We start from the raw sequence: 19,309 nt of genomic DNA on the forward strand, positions 1-19,309 counted from the left end.
GAAAAAAACGCCTTTACAGACGTTAATTTAAGAAACAAAATCGATTACTTTGGCTAATTTCTTGATAAGGACCGCACCAACTAAGAGTGACGCCAGTTCTCCTAAAGCGACAGTGAACCAAGTAGCCCAAAATGGCGCTTGAGCAACTAAGGTCAACTCTGCAGCGATGGTCACCATGAAGAATGAGAAATAAAAGGCAAAATAAACATGAGCCTTATCAAAGAGACCACCCAAAATATCTTGATTCTTAAAGCGGTCAAAGAAATAAACACCTGAACCAACAAAAACTAGCGTTGAGAGACTGCCAACAACCACATCAATCATGTTAAAACTAAAGAAATTAGCAATCACACATCCCAAAGTAACAGCAATGATATACTTGCGATTATAAAATCCTAAAAGATTGAACATTTCCGCAATACGGAACTGGTAAGGACCATACGAAATCAAGTTGAAAGGTGGCACAATGGTCAAGACCACGTAAAGTGCCGCCACAATCGCAATATGTGTTAAATCACGAACAGTTTTGTTTTTCATCTTTTCCTCCATAAATGAGATGTTTTTCTACTAACAAGGACCAACTAATCCATCAAAAGAGCCTGGGCTTAGCCAAGCTCTCTTTATGCTCTATGACTTATCCCTATCATTTTTTTGTTTTTTTGCTGTCACTACCGTCTCCAGAAAAACTCTGAATTATGGTAAGTACGTCACCCCTCCTACTGTGTAGTTCACCTTGTTTAAGTTCCTGATAGGTCGCATTAAAGACGGCACCAAAAATCAATATTCTAGCTAGGAAGATGAACCAAAGCATGAAGATGAAAATCATAATCGATCCGAACAGCTTGATATCAACCAATCTACTCAAGGTATGAATCACGTAAGTTCCAAACAAATTGCTCAGATACCCAATCACCAAAGTCGTAAAGATAGTCCCTGGCATGATGTAGCGGATTTTTCGAATCTTTACATTCGGAAGAATGAAATAAAGTACCATCATTCCCAGGAAGACAACTGCAACACTCAAGGGCTGAATACTATTCAAAATCAGTTGAGTTAGGTTAGACCCAATAGGATAGGTCTGATTGATTACCCGAAGGACCGACTGAATAATTGTAGATAACATGAGCGCAAAGGTTAACAAAAACAAGATAACCAAACTCAAGAGTCCACCAATGATATGACTGATAAAGACATCACGGTGTTCTGAAGCACCATATACCTTGTCAATCGCTTTTTGAAGCGAAGATAAGGACTTAATCATGGTCCAAAATCCCGTCAAAGAGGCCACTCCCAACAACCGTCCAGAAGGTGTGGAGAAGATATCCTGAACAACATTAGCTGCAGGTGCATAAAAATGCTTAGGAAGATGCTCATTCATAAACTTCAAGAGATCAGTCGTATGAATATTCAGATAGGGAAAGACATTGGCAGCAATGACAATGAGCGGAAAGACCGTCAAAATCAAATAATAAGCCACGGCAATGCTAGAAATATCTATCTCAGCACTACGATAATGACTAAGATAAACCTGAAAAGGGCGCCATTGAAGCTTATCTAGGAGACGGGCCATTATGCCTTGTCGTTTCATATTAATAAGTTCTTTCTTCCCCTTGAGAAGTCAAAATTACTGGACCATCTTTAGTAATTACAAATTGGTGCTCATATTGGCATGAAAGGCCACCGTCAAGTGTCTTATGAGCCCAACCAGTTTCAAGGTCTGTATCGATTTCCCAAGTTCCTGTGTTAATCATTGGCTCGATGGTCAAGACCATTCCTTCTTTAAGGCGAAGACCACGTCCAGCCACGCCATAGTTAGGAACCATTGGTTCTTCATGCATTGTTGGTCCAACTCCGTGTCCGACCAAATCACGTACGACACCATAGCCTCGACTTTCAGCGTATTCTTGGATAGCTGCACCGATATCCCCGATACGATTACCAACTACCGCTTGTTCAATACCAAGATACATGGCTTCACGGGTTACTTCCATAAGGTTTTTAACCTCATCAGAAGGCGTTCCAATCGCATATGCCCAACATGAGTCAGCCAAACCACCAGCATATGATTCTGTATATTTTTTTACCTGGGCAACATTATCAAAGTCCAATTTTGATACATCAAGCACTGACTTATCAATAGGTTCTGACAAGACCATATCAACTTTCAAGAGGTCTCCATCATTCAAAATATAATGACGTGGAAAAGCGTGTGCTACTTCATCATTAAGACTACAACATGTCGCATAAGGATAGTCCATGATGCTTCCTTCAACCCCAATCTGAAGTGGCAGAACATTTTCTTCTTTACAACGACGACGAACATACTCTTCTACTTCCCACATATCCACTCCTGGTTTCAAGAGATCACGTAGGCCAATGTGGATACTTGCAAGAAAATCTCCCGCTCTATCCATCGCTTCAATTTCACGTGCTGATTTCAGTGTAATCATTATTTTCTCCGTTTTCTTTATTTCTTTAATTTTAAATGGCTTATTAAGTTTTCTTGACCACTACTACTGACTTACAAACCGTATGATTGCCATGAGTAACCATAAGGTCTAAATGAGCTCTGCGTCTGGTTTCCGCAATGATACTGGGTGTAATCTTCACCTTATCATCAATTTGAGCCGCCTGCAGAAAGTAAAACATCATCTCTTCAAACACCAGACTATTTTGTTCTTGTTTCTCCATCGTTCGGTAAACAACCTGTTTAACCATTTCTACAAGAACACCCTGTGTAAGGTTCCCAGAATTATCAATCATGGTCGGTTCTACCTCAAAACTAAAGGCATTCTTTTCACAATTAAGGTTAGCTATCATTTGATCGCTAAATGTATGGAGATCACCACGGTTATTATCTTGAAGTTCCTCTAAAACCTGACGACGAGTGATAGTTCCTAGATAATGTTTTTCGTCATCCACAACAGGAATCATGTCATAGTCTTCAAAAATCATCTTTTGTGCCACAGTCGCAAGGCTAGCCTCCAAACGAGTTACTGTCGGTTTTGTCATAATAGCCTTAGCCATAGTGGTCGGAAGCTGATTAGCCACATCACGCATGGTCACAATCCCAATAACCCTGTCATCCTCAGACACAATAGGAAAACGAACAAGGTTAGTCCGTTTAACCAAATTTTGAAAATCTTTGACTGTCATTTCTGGAGTCATATAGTTGTATTCTTCTCGTCTAGTATAGACTTGAGCAACTGTTTTAATTTCTGTTTTAATACGAACATTCGAAAGTGCCTGATTAATCATAGTCGCCACAGTAAATGTGTCGTAAGTAGTGACCATGACTGGAAACTGCTTCAAACGAGAAAGCTCTTTAACCCTATCAGAAACCCGAAAGCCTCCAGTTACCAGAATAGCATTATTGTATTCTAAAGCTAATAACTGGATATCTTCCCTGTCTCCAACAATGAGAAGGTCGCCTTTTGTTAGATAACGGGTGATATTCTCAATAGTCATGGCCCCAATGTAAAACTTACTGAAGACACGTTCTAAACCTTCATGACCCGAAATCACCTCAGACTCTGTAATCTCTGCAATCTCCGCAAAGGTCAGTTTGTCAAGCCGTACTTGAACTTTCTTTTCAATTCGAACTGTTCCACTTCGAGGACGCGTTTCAACTAGCCCTCGATTTTCAGCTTCTTTAATGGCTCGATAAGCAGTTCCATCAGAAACCTGCAGGTGGTTAGAAATACTACGCACACTAACTCGTTTACCGATGGGCAAAGCCTCTAGATAATCCATAATTTCTTGATGTTTACTCACAGTTCTTCTCCTTCTCAAAGCGGAGATAATCTCGCATGGTACGGGTGTATTGGTCTGCTCCTTTGAAACGAGACACCAGTTTAAAGCCAGACTTTTCTGCCACACGAATCGATGTCTTATTTTCCAAATGAGCAATAAGGATAATGCGTTCCATTCCCATAGCTGTCAATGCCAAATCTGACAAACAAGTAACTGTCTCAGTCATTATACCTCTACCCCAGTATAAAGCATTCAAAAAATAACCGAGCTCTGCAGTCCTTTTCTGGACATCTATCTTTTCAAAGCGAACAATCCCAATCAACTTATTAGACTCTCGATCTACAATTGCCCAAACACCCAAAGGCTCCTTCATGAAATAATGTACCAAGAGGCAATCTGTTTCATACTGAGTTTGCGTAGCAGGAAAGAAAAATTGTAAATTCTCTGGATTTGACACAATCTCATGTAAGTCAAAACGATCTAAAAAGACGAGTGGTCTAAAAGAAAGGCGCTCCGACTCAAAGAAGGCAAAAGCACCCAGACTAGTCCAAATATCCATGATAGTATTATAACACAGTTTTAGAAATGGAAAAAGGCTCAACCACTAGCGGTTAAACCTGGCTCTATAATTTCTGTAGTGGGTAAAACTACTGTAGGGATTATAGAGCTTTTTGAGTGTACACAAAAAGTCCCATAAGAACTATAATGAAAAGCAACCAAACCATCATTAGGAAGAACTTATGAGACTTATTAAGAATACCACAGAATTAATCGGAATCAAAGACCAAAATATCAAGATTTCACTTGTTTTTGGAACTGACACTCATATCGAGATTCAAGCAAAACTTGATTACCCTGCACCATCATGTCCTCATTGCCATGGAAAGATGATCAAGTACGACTTTCAAAAGCCTTCTAAAATCCCTCTTCTCGAGCAAGCGGGAACGCCAACTCTACTACGTCTGAAAAAACGTCGTTTCCAGTGTAAAAATTGTAGAAGTGTCACGGTAGCTGAGACATCTATCGTTGAGAAAAACTGCCAAATCTCCAATCTAGTCCGACAAAAAGTTACACAACTCCTAACTGAGAAAGTGTCACTAACTGATATTGCAAGAAGACTTCGCGTGTCGACGTCCACTGTCTATCGTAAGCTTGATCAGTTTACTTTCAAGGAACATTATGACAAACTCCCTGCTGTTATGTCCTGGGATGAGTTTGGGTTAAAGAAAGGGGAATTGGCTTTTGTGGCGCAGAATTATGAGACAAACCAACTCATAACCATCCTTGATAATCGCCGCCAAACTACTATACGAAACTACTTTTTGAAGTATCCATTGAAAGTCCGACAACAGGTACAGTTTATCACGATGGATATGTCTGGAGCTTATATTCCACTGGCTCGCAAGCTCTTTCCAAACGCAAGAATCGTTCTTGATCGTTTCCACATCATCCAGCACCTTGGACGTGCCTTTTTAAAGACAAGAATTGCAATTATGAACCAGTTCGATAAGAAGTCACTACCCTATCGAGCCCTGAAAAATCACTGGCGACTCTTCCAAAAGGACAGCCGTAAACTATCTCTCAACTCTTTTTATTCAAAGACTTTCCGCCAAACTTTAGCACCACATGAAGTTGTTGCGAAGACACTAGTCTTTTCAAAAGAGCTTACTGACTACTATACACTTTATCAGCTTTTGCTTTTTCACTTTCAGGAGAAGAGAGTAGATGAGTTCTTTGAACTGATAGAGGAAAATAGGAGCAAGGTCAATCATTATTTTCAAACGGTCTTTAGGACTTTTCTTAGACACAAGCAATACATCAAAAACGCACTAGAAACGGACTATTCAAACGCAAAACTGGAAGCTACTAACAAGTTGATTAAAGACATCAAACGATTGGGCTTTGGTTTTAGAAACTTTATCAACTTTAAGAAGCGTGTCTTCATCACACTGAACATACATAAAAAGAGGACCTATCCGGTCCTCTCTAGATGTTAGCTTTTCGTCACCCACTATAGTTGACAAAGAGCCTTAAACCTTAGACTTGATCTTCAATCAAACGAATATCCGCACCAAGATCAGAAAGTTTCTCAATGATATTTGAATACCCCCGAAGGATAAATTCAATGTTTATTATTTCAGTCTGACCATCTGCCATAAGTCCTGCAGTAACGAGTGCAGCACCCGCACGCAAATCACTAGCTTTCACAGGTGCACCAGAAAGTTGCGTTGGACCATTATAAACAATCTGACCACCAAGTACTTGAATATCGGCACCCATACGAGCCAGTTCAGGAACGTGATTTACACGCTTCTCATAGATCGTATCAATGATTTTTCCTTGGCCACTTGCTTTCAACAACAATGGTGTCATTGGTTGTTGTAAATCCGTCGCAAAACCTGGATAAGGTGATGTCTTAATGTCAACAGGTTTTAAATCACCCTGTTCTTCCACAAAGATTGCATCCTCTTCAACGGTCATGCGAACACCCATTGCTTCAAGCTTACAAATAAAACTTTCAAGGTGTTCATAGAGAACATTTTTAATTTTAATTCCCTTACCGATAGCTGCCGCCATGGCAATGTATGAGCCTGCTTCAATACGGTCTGGAATAACTTGATGGCGAGTACCATGTAGGCTCTCTACACCCTCAATCGTGATGACTTCTGTACCAGCGCCACGTACACGCGCACCCATATTGTTGAGAAGCGTTGCCACATCAATAATCTCAGGTTCACGAGCCGCATTTTCAATAACAGTACGACCGTCAGCCTTAGCCGCTGCCAACATGGTATTGATAGTCGCCCCCACACTAACCGTATCCATATAGATGTGAGCACCCTTGATACGTTGGCCGGCATCCATAGCAATACGCATAGCTTCTTCTTCATAGAAAATGCTAGCACCCATAGCTTCAAAGGCCTTAAGGTGAAGGTCAATAGGACGTGGTCCTAAATCACATCCACCAGGCAAACCTACTATAGCTTGACCATAACGCCCAAGCAAACTACCATAGAAATAATATGAAGCACGAAGGCTGTTAATCTTACTAAATGGCATTGGCATATCTTTAACGCCTCGAGGGTCGATTTCAAGTGTTTCGCCATCACGCTTAACAGAACCACCCATTACTTCAATAATCTCAATTAGATTATCGACGTCGCTGATTGCTGGTACCCCGTCAAGAGTAACCACTCCATCAGATAAAATGATGGCTGGAATCAATGCAACAACTGAATTTTTAGCTCCTGATACTGTAACTTCTCCTTGAAGTTTCTTACCACCATTGATGATAATTTTACGCATACTGCTCAATCTTTCTTATACTTGAATATTAACCTTTACATTCTACCATAGATTGAGGTGCATGACAAATTAAGAATCCAAACAATTATCGGACAGTTTCACTTGATAGTTGGAACCATCCCTTAAACCGAATGGCACCATCCTGGTCTGTGCGTAAAACCTTAATGTGACGTTCTTTGAAACGCTCTAATGTTTCATCATTTGGATGCTTATAACGATTATTTTCACCTGCTGAGACAAGAGCAAGTGATGGCTTTAGCTGGTCCAAAAAAGCTTCTGATGAAGAGCCTTTAGAACCGTGATGTCCTGCTTTGAGGACCCTTACTTTTAAATTTGGATAGCTAGCCATCAATTCCTCTTCTCCTTCTTTTTCCAAATCACCAGTAAACAGAAAACTGGTTCCCAATAACTTTCCATAGAGAACAAGTGAATCATTGTTACCACCATCACCAATTTTATTGGGATAAAGAACCTCTAGGTTACTTCCCATCATAGGCAGCTTATCACCAGCCTTTAAAGTGCGAACGGGACATTTAAGAAATCGAATACGTTTGGCAAAACTAGGCTTAGTCAAAGCCCCCTCACTGACACAAATTTTCTTAATCTTAAACCGTTTAGCCACTACCTCCAAATCACCAATATGGTCTGTATCCGTATGAGTCAGAACCAGATAGTCAATTTGAGACACTCCCCTTGCCTGTAGATAGGGAATTAAGGTTTTCTCCGCATTACTCGTCTGGCTCCCCTCTTGCCATTTTTTCTTAGAGCCGAAAGTCACCTTGCCACCTACATCTATTAGGACCGTCTCACCTTTCATACTCCTTAAAAAAATACTATCTCCTTGACCAACGTCGACCACCGTTACTTCATTTATTAAAGGATGTTTGACCCAGACCATCAAAAGACTAAAAATCATCAAGAGGGATATTCTAAACTGAGGCTTTTTCCAAAAATCAAAGAGCAAAACCAATACAAATATCATTGAGACAAACTGAAACAAGCTAGGTTTTCCTAAAATCAATGGCTGGACTCCCCAAGATTGTACCCAAGTCAAAAAGAACTCCATCCATTCAAAAAGTGGATTAAATTGAGAAAAAATTACCATTCCTGAAAGTGTAAAAAGTACTGTTAAGACAGGTAAGAGAAAGCTATCAAAAACTAGAGAGAAGATTGCCGTCAGAATCAAACTCAATGGTTGAGAAGTTCCATAATAGTAGGTCAAAAAAGGCAAAGTCCCAAGACTCAATACTAAACTCATATAAATTGACTTTTTAAAGGACGGCATCTCCTCAAAATTAAATAAACACAACAAGAAGGCATAAGAACAACTTAAAACACCTCCTACCGTTAAAAGAAAATGAGGCAAGACTAGAAAAAATAGAAGTAGCGTTATGCCCATATTGTTCAGTTTTTTAATACCACACTCAGCCAAGAGGCTTTGAATCAAAGAACGTAAGACTGAAGCCGTCCAACCAGTCATTAAGCCATAGAAAATCGAAAAAGGTAATAAGATAGCAAGGATATAATTTTTGGGAAGCCCCAAACGGAGAAGTCCATAGCGAAACCAGCCAAGAAAAAATCCAACCTGCATACCCGATAGCGCAAAAAGATGAATAATCCCCAAGCTAGTGTAGAGTTGACTCTGCTCATCAAACTCCTTGTCCAAATACCCAAAGAGCAGTCCTGTCATGTAGTGTCTCATCGGATTAGGAAAATGCGTCTGAATATGAACTAGAGCCTTCCTCCTCAATTGATGAAAAAAAGCTATTGGAGATATCGATTTTGGGGTTACGACATGTTCCAGACGCTCAATCTGAGTAATCCTATAAATGCCCTGACTAGCTAGATAAGACTGATAATCAAAGCCTTGAAAATTACGTTGACCAGTTGCCGAGGACAACTTTATTTTCCCTTTTAAAACAAGCGTTTGACTCGTAGTCTTAAAAAAATGCTGCTCCTTATCAGATTTTAGCCGGTAAAAGACCTGATAGGTTTGTCCATTTGACTTCCCGATTGCTGATAATCGCTCACCATTAACTGAGAGCGTATCTGCAACCAGTGTCACCTGATGAATTTCAGCAGGAGCTTGTTTATCTTGCATGATAGCTATATGGTATAAAAATAAAAAGTAGACCAAAAAGAAACCACCTATAAGTCCCACCAACTTTAGAGCTGCTCTATTCTTCCAATGATGCCTCAAAAAACATATCATCAGAAAGACAAAAGTCCCAATAGCATAGAAATTAGATACAAAAATAGTAAAATAAAGAGCAACTATTAAAAGCGCTAGGGAAAAAAGATTGATTGGAGCTTTTTTAAGCCACATAGAGGGACTCTCTGATTTTATCTAATGTTTTATCACCAATTCCTGAGACATTTTTCAAGTCATCTACGGACTGAAAGCCGCCATGACTTTCACGATAGGCAATGACATCCTCTGCCCGCTTAGCTCCAATTCCAGAAATGGTTTGCAACTGCTCTGAGGTCGCTGTATTTAAGTTAATTTTGCCATCCTTAGATACAGCCTGCCCTCCTTTGTCAGAGACCTGACCAGTACCTGTTTGATCAAGGACAGAAACATTTTCATCTTTATTGGCTACATAAATAACCTCTTCATCTGACAAGCTTGCGGCTAAGTTAACACTCTTAGCGTCTGCATCTTCTGTCATTCCTCCAGCTTCCTGAATGACATCTGTCACCCTAGCGCCTGCCTTTAGCGTATAGACACCTGGATTGACCACAGCCCCCTTAACATCTACCGTTACTTTTGACTTAACTTTTTCACTTCCTTCGGTCTTTGACTGGGAAGACGCCTCAGAAAGAGACTGTGAACTTTGTTTGGATGAAGACGTTGACAAAGCTGTCACATCTGTATAAGACGTCTCCGCCTCCATGCTGTTGCCGGCACCACAAGTCATCCATAAAAAGAAGCAAAAAATCACCATCAGTACAGCGATGACACTCACAAACAGACGATTATCTTTGACATAGGCTAGAATCTTTTCCTTCACGCTATTCTCCTTAATTGATACATTTTCTTTCTTATTCGTAAAAAACTTGAAAAATATATCAAAAAGAAAAAAACTCCATCAGATCTATGTCTGACAGAGTTATTAGCCTATTTCTGAGTTTCTTTGGCACGGTGTTTTTCAGGATTCCAAACAAAGCTAGCTACATATGAGAAAACCATGGTCAAAAGTACCGCAATGATAGCCACAATACCGAGAGGTACTCGATAAATATAAGTCAAAGGATTGGGTTTCTTGCCTGTTTGATAGCTCAAAGCTTCCTCATCAAGGCGATCAAATTCAGACTGGATACGACGAGCAACCTCTTGGATATTTTCGTCATTCAAACGCTTTAAATCTGAAATATCAATAGGATTACCATAGTTCATATCCACACGTTCACCTGTCAAGAGCCCCTTAAGTTCACGAGGTCCTTGATAGACAACCGGCATAATCTTAACCTTAGCCATCTTAGCGATAACTGCAACCCCCCCCTTAACATCAGATGAATGGCGGCTACCACTTGGGAACATAATCAAACTACGGTTACTCTTCTTAAGCATGTTAACAGGGTACTTGATAGCTTCTTGACCAGGATTTTCACGGTCAATTGGGAAGGCTCCGCACATACGGATCCACCAATCAAAGATACGACTCTTGAAGAGTTCTTTCTTAGCCATGAAAATAAACTGCTTAGGACGAGCTGAAAAAGCCATATAAACAGGGTCCCACCAAGTTCGGTGCGGAGCAACCAAGATATAGTTTTCGTCCTTGTTCAATAATTTATCGCGATTGTGGTAATGGGCATTCCCATTGATAATCCATAGAAGAAAGACAACAAGCCCACGTAAATAAGCGTAAAACACGTTTTTACCTCTTTTTCTACAAGTTTTTTCTATTATACCAAAAAAAGGAGCGCTAGTTTCATCGAATTTCTTTGTAAACTATTGAAAATGGTGTGGTACTTTCTAATGGTTTGAGCTATAATGTAACTATGAAAAAAAAGTCTTGAGATTATAGGGAAAAATAGAAAGGCACTTAATCTTTGCCTTATTATTGCAAACTTGGCTGTTCTGGCTATCCTAGGCTTTGTCCTATTCCAACGCCATAACACGAAATATAAACAAGTAGCCAAGGCTGAAAAGACTGAACAAGTCGCTAATAGCAAAAGCTCATCTTCAGAAAAAGCTAAGGAAGATGATGAAACACAACTCAAGAAAGGTAGTAACCACAGCATTGAGGAGTCTGACTACGCCTATGATGTCACTGCCGTTAATAACACTATCCGAGGGAAATCAGATGATGTTAAGGGTAAGGTAGTCTTTTTAACCTTTGATGATGGGATTGATCCCACTTTGACACCACAAGTCATGAATATTCTGAAAGAGTATGGCGTTCACGCAACCTTCTTCCACATTGGCTATACCATCACACCTGAAAATGGGGACATCCTCAAACGCCAAATTACTGAAGGACATGCCATTGCCAACCACAGTCTTAGCCATAATTTCAATCTGCTTTATCCAGGACGTGTTCCAAATCAAAGTCAAATTATTTCTGAGGTTGACCAAACTATGGCTAATTTCAAGGCAATCTTAGGTAAGGACTTCAAAACAAGAATTTTCCGTTACCCTGGTAGTCATATGTCATGGCAAGGATTAGAGTCAACTGACCAAGCTCTTGCCAATAAAGGTATCCAGTGGATTGACTGGAACATGCTCTGTGGAGATGCAGAACCACTCTCTGTTCGTCCAACCACATCTGAAAGCATGATGGCTTATATGGACGGTTCACAGAAATATTTCCCTGAAACTACTGTTAAAGTTGTACTAATGCACGATACAGCTGGTAAGGAGCTGACTGTTCAGACCCTTCCACAAATTATCGAATATTTCAAAAATCAAGGATATACCTTCGGTGTCCTAGAGTAATCACTCGCAACAGTTCCTTTGGGAGCTGTTTTTTGCTACAATAAAAGTTATGACAAATCCAATTTTAAAAAACGGAGAACGCATTGACCAACTCTTCTCCACAGATGTAAAAATCATTCAAAACAAGGAAGTCTTCAGCTATTCTATCGATAGTGTCCTTCTCTCGCGATTCCCAAAAATTCCAAAGAAGGGGTTAATCGTCGACCTCTGTTCCGGAAATGGTGCCGTTGGCCTCTTTGCCAGCACACGCACTGAGGCACCGATTACCTTGGTTGAGTTGCAAGAACGCCTGGCTGATATGGCCAAGCGTTCCGTAACTCTTAATCAATTAGAAGATCAGGTGACTGTTGTCAATGACGACCTAAAAAATTTGCTTGACCATGCCCCACGATCTCAGGTGGACCTTATCCTCTGTAACCCTCCCTACTTTAAGGCGACAGAAACGTCTAAGAAAAATCTGTCAGAGCATTACCTCTTGGCCCGCCACGAAATCACGACGAATTTAGAAGAAATTTGCCAGGTCGCTCGTCATGCCCTAAAATCTAATGGACGTATTGCCATGGTGCATCGCCCTGACCGCTTTTTGGATATCATCGACACCATGCGCCAGTACAATCTAGCACCTAAACGCATCCAGTTTATCTATCCTAAGATGGGACGTGAGGCAAATATGCTCCTGATTGAAGCCATTAAAGACGGCTCGACAGATGGCTTGAAAATTCTTCCACCTCTCTTCGTTCACAAGGAAAATGGTGACTATACCGATGAAATCTTTGAGATTTACTTTGGAAAAAAGACTGAGGGTGAGTCCTAATCGATGACAGAAAAGGATAGCAAGGCCTACATGTATGTGGTTGAGTGTGCCGATGGCACCCTCTATACAGGCTATACTACAGACGTCGAACGCCGCCTCAAAACCCACAACGCAGGCAAAGGCGCCAAGTATACCAGAGCTCGCCTACCAGTTAAACTCCTCTACTCAGAAGCTTTCGCCAGCAAACCAGAGGCCATGAGCGCCGAAGCACTCTTTAAGAAAAAAAGCCGAGAGAAAAAATTGGCCTATATCAAAGAACACACGGAAAAATAACCGTGTGTTTTTTGGTCTTGAATTATCAAATTAAGTGCATACTTTCCTCTTATAAGACTTCATAAGATGTTTTTCCAGTTATGACATTTTCGCACCTTATTATTAAGTTTGTTCTCTCACAGCTGAATGATCTGATTATCAACCAATGTTAGATCACTTCCATTTGGAATATTGCTCTCATAGTAGTACAACTCACGCGCGTGAGTAATTCTACATGATCTAAAAAGCTTTAAAATCAGTAGTATTACTCCAAATTTAGTAAATAAAAAAGACACCCTGAAAGGTGTCCTGAATTATATCCGCAGTAAATGCCATAATATAGATAAACTCATCTTTAGGTATAAATAATCTTACAAAATGCTTCTAAGCTATCTTATTCTCTAATTAAACCTACTTTGATAAATTAAATTAAACAACCACTGAAGATTGATTAATAGTTTTGGTTGAGCATCAATCACTGGTTGGTTATAGAAAAACTTATGAGTTTTTATTATGTACTTATATTGTATATTCAAGGTATAGGAAAACGCTCTATTTTTTAGAGCATTTTAATTCTTACTTATCACCCTTGTTACGGATAACAAAGCCATTTTTCTTTTCGCTTGAAGCACGGTGTGGGCGTTTGTTGCCACGATTTTCGAAGTCACGACTGTTATTCTTAGACTTGCGTTTGAAGTCTCGACGGCCACCGTCTCGATCATCACGGTTACGGTCGCCACGGTATCCACCACGACGGTTGTTATCGCGACCACGGCCACGGCCACCTTTGCCACCTTTACCACCAAAGCCACCACCTGATGGTTTAAATGGCAATGGTTTTTCACGCGCAATTTCCACTTCTGGCATTGTCTCTGGATCTTGAACGGTCAAGCTCAAGATATAAAGCGCCAATTCTTCAGGTGTGAATTCTTGAGCCAATTTAACAGCATCGTCCTTAAACTTGTCAAAGTTAGCACGGATAGCTTCATCCGCAAAGTCACGTTCAATTTTCTTAAGGGCAACTTTCTTCTTAGATTGGAAGGCTTCTTGAGCTGTTGGTGACTTAAGGCCTTTCATGCCTTTCTTAGTCAAATTTTCGATGATGCCCAAGTAACCCATTTCGTTTGGAGAAACGAACGTAATCGATTGACCTGATTGGCCTGCACGGCCTGTACGTCCAATACGGTGAACGTAGCTTTCTGGGTCTTGTGGAATATCGTAGTTGTAGACGTGAGTAACACCTGAAATGTCAAGACCACGCGCCGCAACGTCTGTTGCAACCAAGATATCGATTTGGCCGTTCTTGAAGTCACGGATAATACGAAGACGTTTGTTTTGGTCAAGGTCTCCGTGGATACCTTCTGCACGGGAACCACGAAGTTTCAAACCACGTGTCAACTCGTCCACACGACGTTTGGTACGTCCAAAGACGATTGACAATTCAGGTTGGTCAACATCCATAAGACGAGTCATAGTATCAAACTTCTCTTGTTCCTTCACTCGGATAAAGTATTGATCAACGTTAACATTGGTCAATTCCTTAGCCTTGATTTTCACATGCTCAGGATCTTTCATGAACTGAACACCAATACGTTTGATGGCATCAGGCATAGTTGCTGAGAAGAGAAGGGTTTGACGTTTCTCTGGTACTCGACTGATAATTGCTTCAATGTCTTCTAGGAAGCCCATGTTAAGCATTTCATCAGCTTCATCCAAAATCAAAGTCTCGATATTGTTAAGTTTAAGGGCTTTACGTTTGATAAGGTCTAGGAGACGACCTGGTGTCCCTACTACAATGTGGGCACCTGAACGGAGGGCCTTGATTTGTTTCTCGATGCTAGAACCACCGTATACTGAGCGAACCTTAACGCCCTTATCACGGCCAAAACGGAAAAGCTCTTCTTGAGATTGCACTGCCAACTCACGTGTTGGGGCAATAACAAGGGCTTGAATTGTATTTTCTTCTGTACGAATTTTATCTAGGGTAGGCAAACCAAAGGCAGCTGTTTTACCAGTACCAGTTTGTGCCTGACCGATGACATCCTTACCTTCAAGAGCAAGTGGAATTGTCAACTCTTGGATAGGTGATGGTTGTTCAAAACCGGCAGCTACAACAGCTGATTGGATGTCTTCTGATAGGTTTAAATCTGTAAATTTCAAAGTATTCTTCTTTCTATTGAAGGTAGTGCGAAGCTACCTTATGAGACTTGGATGAGCAGATAAAGCATCAGCATCTGCTTGTATTTTATAGTCGTTAATTTAACAACTTATCTATTTTATCATATTTAAGGATAAAAAGACAGAAAATAATGTTTTAAAACCGCCTCCAATTTGAGAAGACGGTTTCACTCACTGATTATTTTTTATGAACCAACCAACGCAGATAGCGGGCCAAGACCAAACAAAGAATGATACTACCAAAAACGATGAAAATCCAGGCTGGACTGACAGTCATAAAAGGTATAGGAACATTCATCCCAAAGAAACCGGTAATGACGGAAAGAACTCCCAAGAGTACCTCGATAATAGTCAAATTACTCAAGTTATTATTCAGATTGTTGTTTAGGATATTATTATAAGAACCTGATAGTTGTTGTAAGACCTTTGAAATAAGATCCGTCATGGCAACCAACTGCCTGGCTTCAATCATAGCATCATCAAACTGCTCTTTTTCGACCTCATTGAAACGACGATAAATGGCATGCCCATTAATGTATTCCAAAAGGAGACGGTTTTGTGTAGCTGCGGTCACCAAATAGACCATGCCTGTTTCCAAATCTGAAAGATCATAAAGATTCTTACTTGTCGTGGTCTGCCTTAGGCGTCGACTAACTTCATCTTTTTGCTCATCCAAGCGTTCAATAACGGGATAATAAGCATTTGAAATCATCTCAAGTCCTGCAAAAAGCAACGTGTAGATAGACAAATCCTCATGGTTATCCACATAGTCTTGCATCTTTCTTATCACATAAGCGTTATCCTCGTTACTAATGGTCACCAAACGCGTATCTTGTACAATAAAAGTCAGAGGGATAGTCTCATAGTATTCCTTGTCCTTTTCAAGCGCCAGAACATTATAGATAAAGGTAATTGTCCCATTCTCACGGTTGTAATCCATGTGGGCTCGTTCATTTTTATCCAAGGCATACTCTACGGTTTCTTGGTCAATATCGTACTTAGTATAAAGGTAGGATTGCTCAGATACAATGTCTGAGTCAATATTAATCCAGTGACGCTTGTAACCAAGTTCCTTTTCAATAAACATAGTCAACTCCTCTTCACTCTAGCACTGCTGTTGCTAAAGCTTGCTGAATTTCAAAGACATTATTATCGCTCTTAAATTGAAGCACTTCTGCAGGCTCAAGTGCTGATGAAATCCAAATCTTAAGTTCAGCATCTAGGTCAAAGTTCCCCGAGCTTTCTACAGTGAAACGAGAGATTGAGTGATAAGGGATAGATTTATAGGAAGTCTTCTTTCCTGTAACACCTTGCTTATCTACTAAAATCAAGCGTTTCTCTGTAAAGACAATCAAGTCACGAACAAGGACATAGGCTAAGTCCACCTGTTCACCTGGAATCAAGATATTCTCCAATTGACGCTCAACCTTGTCATTATCTTTCTTAGACGCATTGCCAAGCAATCCTGAAAAAATTCCCATAGTTGTTGCTCCTTTTTTTACTTTAAAGATAGTTCTTGCTTTAACTATACCACATTTTAAGATTTAATACACTTGCAGAAATTGGTTTCTGGTAGTACAATAAAAGAGTCACAAGAGGAGCAATTGCTGAGAATGGCTAGCTTGAATCTTTTCTTCAAGACTCGCCTAAACTCTTACCACCTGATCAGGTTAGAACCTGCGTAGGGATGTGTCTCAAAATAGATTGAAATAGACTTCTATGATGTCGTTTTGATGTGGCAAAAAAATAGCCAATCAAGACGATTGGTATAGGAGGTTTTTTATGTCGAAAACAAGTATTCGACCAATGATTGATATCGCCCTTTTGGCGACCATTGCTTATATCCTGGACCTAGTTACCCAGCCAATATCCCTAGGCCCTTGGATTTCCCTTTCCTTTAAAATGGTGCCTATCTTTCTCCTCAGTTTTCGCTGGGGGCTTAAAGCCGGTGCTATGGGAGGCCTTATCTGGGGGCTTCTCCAAGTGGCGACGGGACAAGCAGCCGGTGGTTGGCTAACATTAACACAAGGTTTTCTGGAGTATTTTGTCGCCTTTAGCCTTATTGGGATTAGTGGTGTGGTCAAGCCAGCCCTAGATAAAGCCATTAAACAAGGCTATAAAGTTAAATCTCTGATGTATATCACTGGGGGGATTCTGCTTGGTAGCTCTGCTCGTTACCTCATCCACTTTATAGCTGGTGTCATCTTTTGGGGAAGCTATGCTCCTAAAGGGCAAAGCCCTTATCTTTATTCATTCATTGTCAATAGCTCATCTTTCCTAGGAGAAACATTGGCAAGCCTTATTGTTTTCTTCGCCCTGCAACGATTCCTAGGCAGATTACTCAATACGGAAAAATAAAAGAAACCATAGGACAGTCTTAATTGGCTCTTTGTCAACTGTAGTGGGTGACGAAAAGCTAACATCTAGAGAGGACCGGATAGGTCCTTTTTTTATGTATGTTCAGTGTGATGAAGACACGCTTCTTAAAGTTGATAAAGTTTCTAAAACCGAAGCCCAAACGTTTGATGTCTTTGATCAACTTATTAGTCGCTTCAAGTTTCGCATTTGAATAGTCCATTTCTAGTGCGTTTTTGATGTATTGCTTGTGTCTAAGAAAAGTCCTAAAGACAGTTTGAAAATAATGATTGACCTTGCTCCTATTTTCCTCTATCAGTTCAAAGAACTCATCTACTCTCTTCTCCTGAAAGTGAAAAAGCAAAAGCTGATAAAGTGTATAGTAGTCAGTAAGCTCTTTTGAAAAGACTAGTGTCTTCGCAACGACTTCATGTGGTACTAAAGTTTGACGGAAAGTCTTTAAATAGAAAGAGTTGAGAGATAACTTACATCTGTCTTTTTGGAAGAGTCGCCAGTGATTTTTCAGGGCTCGATAGGGTAGTGACTTCTTATCGAACTGGTTCATAATTGCAATTCTTGTCTTTAAAAAGGCACGTCCAAGGTGCTGGATGATGTGGAAACGATCAAGAACGATTTTTGCGTTTGGAAAGAGCTTACGAGCCAGTGGAATATAAGCTCCAGACATATCCATCGTGATAAACTGTACCTGTTGTCGGACTTTCAGTGGATACTTCAAAAAGTAGTTTCGTATAGTAGTTTGGCGGCGATTATCAAGGATGGTTATGAGTTCGTTTGTCTCATAATTCTGCGCTACAAAAGCCAATTCCCCTTTCTTGAACCCAAACTCATCCCAGGACATAACAGCAGGGAGTTTGTCATAATGTTCCTTGAAAGTAAACTGATCAAGCTTACGATAGACAGTGGACGTCGACACGCGAAGTCTTCTTGCAATATCAGTTAGTGACACTTTCTCAGTTAGGAGTTGTGTAACTTTTTGTCGGACTAGATTGGAGATTTGGCAGTTTTTCTCAACGATAGATGTCTCAGCTACCGTGACACTTCTACAACTTTTACACTGGAAACGACGTTTTTTCAGACGTAGTAGAGTTGGTGTTCCCGCTTGCTCGAGAAGAGGGATTTTAGAAGGCTTTTGAAAGTCGTACTTGATCATCTTTCCATGGCAATGAGGACATGATGGTGCAGGGTAATCAAGTTTTGCTTGAATCTCGATATGAGTGTCAGTTTCAAAAACAAGTGAAATGTTGATATTTTGGTCTTTGATTCCGATTAATTCTGTGTTATTCTTAATAAGTCTCATAAGTTCTTCCTAATGATGGTTTGGTTGCTTTTCATTATAGTTCTTATGGGACTTTTTGTGTACACTCAAAAAGCTCTATAATCCCTACAGTAGTTTTACCCACTACAGAAATTATAGAGCCTCTTAATTGGTAGTCCTATGGTTTTTCTTGTTTTTATGGAATATTACGACACGACGTCAGACGAACCGATATGATTCGTCTGACGTCGTTAGTGAGACGGCTAGCTAGACACAAGATAGTGACTCGCGTCAAAAGATGAACGATTTGCAAAAACTAAATAGTCATCGTGTTACGACATGAGAAAACGGAAACGATGTTTTTTCCGTTTTCGAGTTAGTAAGGGACTTAGCCACGGTCCCATAGGACGTGGTGTAGATTGCTTAGGCTATGAAA

The 19,309-nt window shown here is 40.3% G+C and carries 16 protein-coding genes, 2 pseudogenes and 1 riboswitch; of the genes and pseudogenes, 5 read left to right on the forward strand and 13 right to left on the reverse strand.

Annotated features, from left to right (window positions below; all coding sequences use genetic code 11):
* Window positions 1-27: 27 nt before the first annotated feature.
* The 5 genes from E3C75_RS10320 to E3C75_RS10340 form a co-directional block, all read right to left on the reverse strand.
* Window positions 28-537: a QueT transporter family protein gene (locus tag E3C75_RS10320; protein ID WP_002946153.1), complete on the reverse strand. Its 510-nt coding sequence runs from the start codon at window positions 535-537 to the stop codon at window positions 28-30.
* Window positions 538-643: 106 nt separating this feature from the next.
* The gene (locus E3C75_RS10325; RefSeq protein ID WP_100262350.1) at window positions 644-1,588 is read right to left on the reverse strand and encodes a YihY/virulence factor BrkB family protein; all 945 of its coding nucleotides are present in this window, start codon (window positions 1,586-1,588) and stop codon (window positions 644-646) included.
* Between the two features lies 1 nt (window position 1,589).
* Complete coding sequence (locus E3C75_RS10330; protein WP_002951571.1) at window positions 1,590-2,450, reverse strand: methionyl aminopeptidase; 861 nt, start codon at window positions 2,448-2,450, stop codon at window positions 1,590-1,592.
* Window positions 2,451-2,493: 43 nt separating this feature from the next.
* Window positions 2,494-3,774 carry a CBS-HotDog domain-containing transcription factor SpxR gene (gene spxR, locus E3C75_RS10335; RefSeq protein ID WP_084829024.1) on the reverse strand — a complete coding sequence of 427 codons (1,281 nt, stop codon included), beginning with the start codon at window positions 3,772-3,774 and terminating at the stop codon, window positions 2,494-2,496.
* Complete coding sequence (locus tag E3C75_RS10340) at window positions 3,767-4,312, reverse strand: GNAT family N-acetyltransferase (RefSeq protein ID WP_084829230.1); 546 nt, start codon at window positions 4,310-4,312, stop codon at window positions 3,767-3,769. Before E3C75_RS10340 ends, spxR begins: the two co-directional genes overlap by 8 nt.
* A gap of 181 nt (window positions 4,313-4,493) precedes the next feature.
* On the opposite strand from E3C75_RS10340, the pseudogene E3C75_RS10345 reads away from it, so the two are divergent.
* Window positions 4,494-5,743: pseudogene (locus E3C75_RS10345) on the forward strand (ISL3 family transposase).
* Window positions 5,744-5,790: 47 nt separating this feature from the next.
* On the opposite strand, the gene E3C75_RS10350 reads toward E3C75_RS10345, so the two are convergent.
* The 4 genes from E3C75_RS10350 to E3C75_RS10365 form a co-directional block, all read right to left on the reverse strand.
* Window positions 5,791-7,059 (reverse strand): UDP-N-acetylglucosamine 1-carboxyvinyltransferase, encoded by a 1,269-nt coding sequence (locus E3C75_RS10350; RefSeq protein WP_084829025.1) that lies wholly within the window; start codon window positions 7,057-7,059, stop codon window positions 5,791-5,793.
* 85 nt (window positions 7,060-7,144) lie between these two features.
* Window positions 7,145-9,385: a DNA internalization-related competence protein ComEC/Rec2 gene (locus tag E3C75_RS10355; protein ID WP_011681495.1), complete on the reverse strand. Its 2,241-nt coding sequence runs from the start codon at window positions 9,383-9,385 to the stop codon at window positions 7,145-7,147.
* Window positions 9,375-10,070, reverse strand: coding sequence for a helix-hairpin-helix domain-containing protein (locus tag E3C75_RS10360; RefSeq protein WP_011681496.1), 696 nt, complete (start codon window positions 10,068-10,070; stop codon window positions 9,375-9,377). Before E3C75_RS10360 ends, E3C75_RS10355 begins: the two co-directional genes overlap by 11 nt.
* A 107-nt stretch (window positions 10,071-10,177) precedes the next feature.
* On the reverse strand, window positions 10,178-10,933 hold the full coding sequence (locus E3C75_RS10365) for a lysophospholipid acyltransferase family protein (protein WP_011681497.1): 756 nt from the start codon (window positions 10,931-10,933) through the stop codon (window positions 10,178-10,180).
* Between the two features lie 189 nt (window positions 10,934-11,122).
* Between E3C75_RS10365 and E3C75_RS10370 the strand changes: the two genes are divergently transcribed.
* The 3 genes from E3C75_RS10370 to E3C75_RS10380 are packed head-to-tail and all read left to right on the forward strand — an operon-like array spanning window position 11,123 to window position 13,085.
* Window positions 11,123-11,998 carry a polysaccharide deacetylase family protein gene (locus tag E3C75_RS10370; RefSeq protein ID WP_370869446.1) on the forward strand — a complete coding sequence of 292 codons (876 nt, stop codon included), beginning with the start codon at window positions 11,123-11,125 and terminating at the stop codon, window positions 11,996-11,998.
* A gap of 49 nt (window positions 11,999-12,047) precedes the next feature.
* Window positions 12,048-12,812: a tRNA1(Val) (adenine(37)-N6)-methyltransferase gene (locus E3C75_RS10375; RefSeq protein WP_011681498.1), complete on the forward strand. Its 765-nt coding sequence runs from the start codon at window positions 12,048-12,050 to the stop codon at window positions 12,810-12,812.
* 3 nt (window positions 12,813-12,815) lie between these two features.
* Window positions 12,816-13,085, forward strand: a complete 270-nt coding sequence (locus E3C75_RS10380; protein ID WP_011226404.1) for a GIY-YIG nuclease family protein — start codon at window positions 12,816-12,818, stop codon at window positions 13,083-13,085.
* Between the two features lie 555 nt (window positions 13,086-13,640).
* Here the strand turns inward: E3C75_RS10380 and cshA are convergent.
* The 3 genes from cshA to E3C75_RS10395 all read right to left on the reverse strand — a co-directional run bounded on the left by cshA (window position 13,641) and on the right by E3C75_RS10395 (window position 16,723).
* On the reverse strand, window positions 13,641-15,224 hold the full coding sequence (gene cshA, locus E3C75_RS10385) for a degradosome RNA helicase CshA (protein ID WP_084829027.1): 1,584 nt from the start codon (window positions 15,222-15,224) through the stop codon (window positions 13,641-13,643).
* A 196-nt stretch (window positions 15,225-15,420) separates the two neighbouring features.
* The gene (locus tag E3C75_RS10390; RefSeq protein WP_111679676.1) at window positions 15,421-16,329 is read right to left on the reverse strand and encodes a magnesium transporter CorA family protein; all 909 of its coding nucleotides are present in this window, start codon (window positions 16,327-16,329) and stop codon (window positions 15,421-15,423) included.
* 13 nt (window positions 16,330-16,342) lie between these two features.
* Window positions 16,343-16,723 (reverse strand): PH domain-containing protein, encoded by a 381-nt coding sequence (locus E3C75_RS10395; RefSeq protein ID WP_002944579.1) that lies wholly within the window; start codon window positions 16,721-16,723, stop codon window positions 16,343-16,345.
* 103 nt (window positions 16,724-16,826) lie between these two features.
* Window positions 16,827-16,947: riboswitch (TPP riboswitch) on the forward strand.
* 77 nt (window positions 16,948-17,024) lie between these two features.
* Between E3C75_RS10395 and thiT the strand changes: the two genes are divergently transcribed.
* Entirely contained in the window at window positions 17,025-17,600 is a 576-nt protein-coding gene (gene thiT / locus E3C75_RS10400) for an energy-coupled thiamine transporter ThiT (RefSeq protein WP_002951583.1), read from the forward strand.
* A 65-nt stretch (window positions 17,601-17,665) separates the two neighbouring features.
* Here the strand turns inward: thiT and E3C75_RS10405 are convergent.
* Window positions 17,666-18,915: pseudogene (locus E3C75_RS10405) on the reverse strand (ISL3 family transposase).
* Between the last annotated feature and the right edge of the window lie 394 nt (window positions 18,916-19,309).

Source organism: Streptococcus thermophilus (assembly GCF_010120595.1).
In the GTDB taxonomy this organism is placed as follows: Bacteria; Bacillota; Bacilli; order Lactobacillales; family Streptococcaceae; genus Streptococcus; species Streptococcus thermophilus.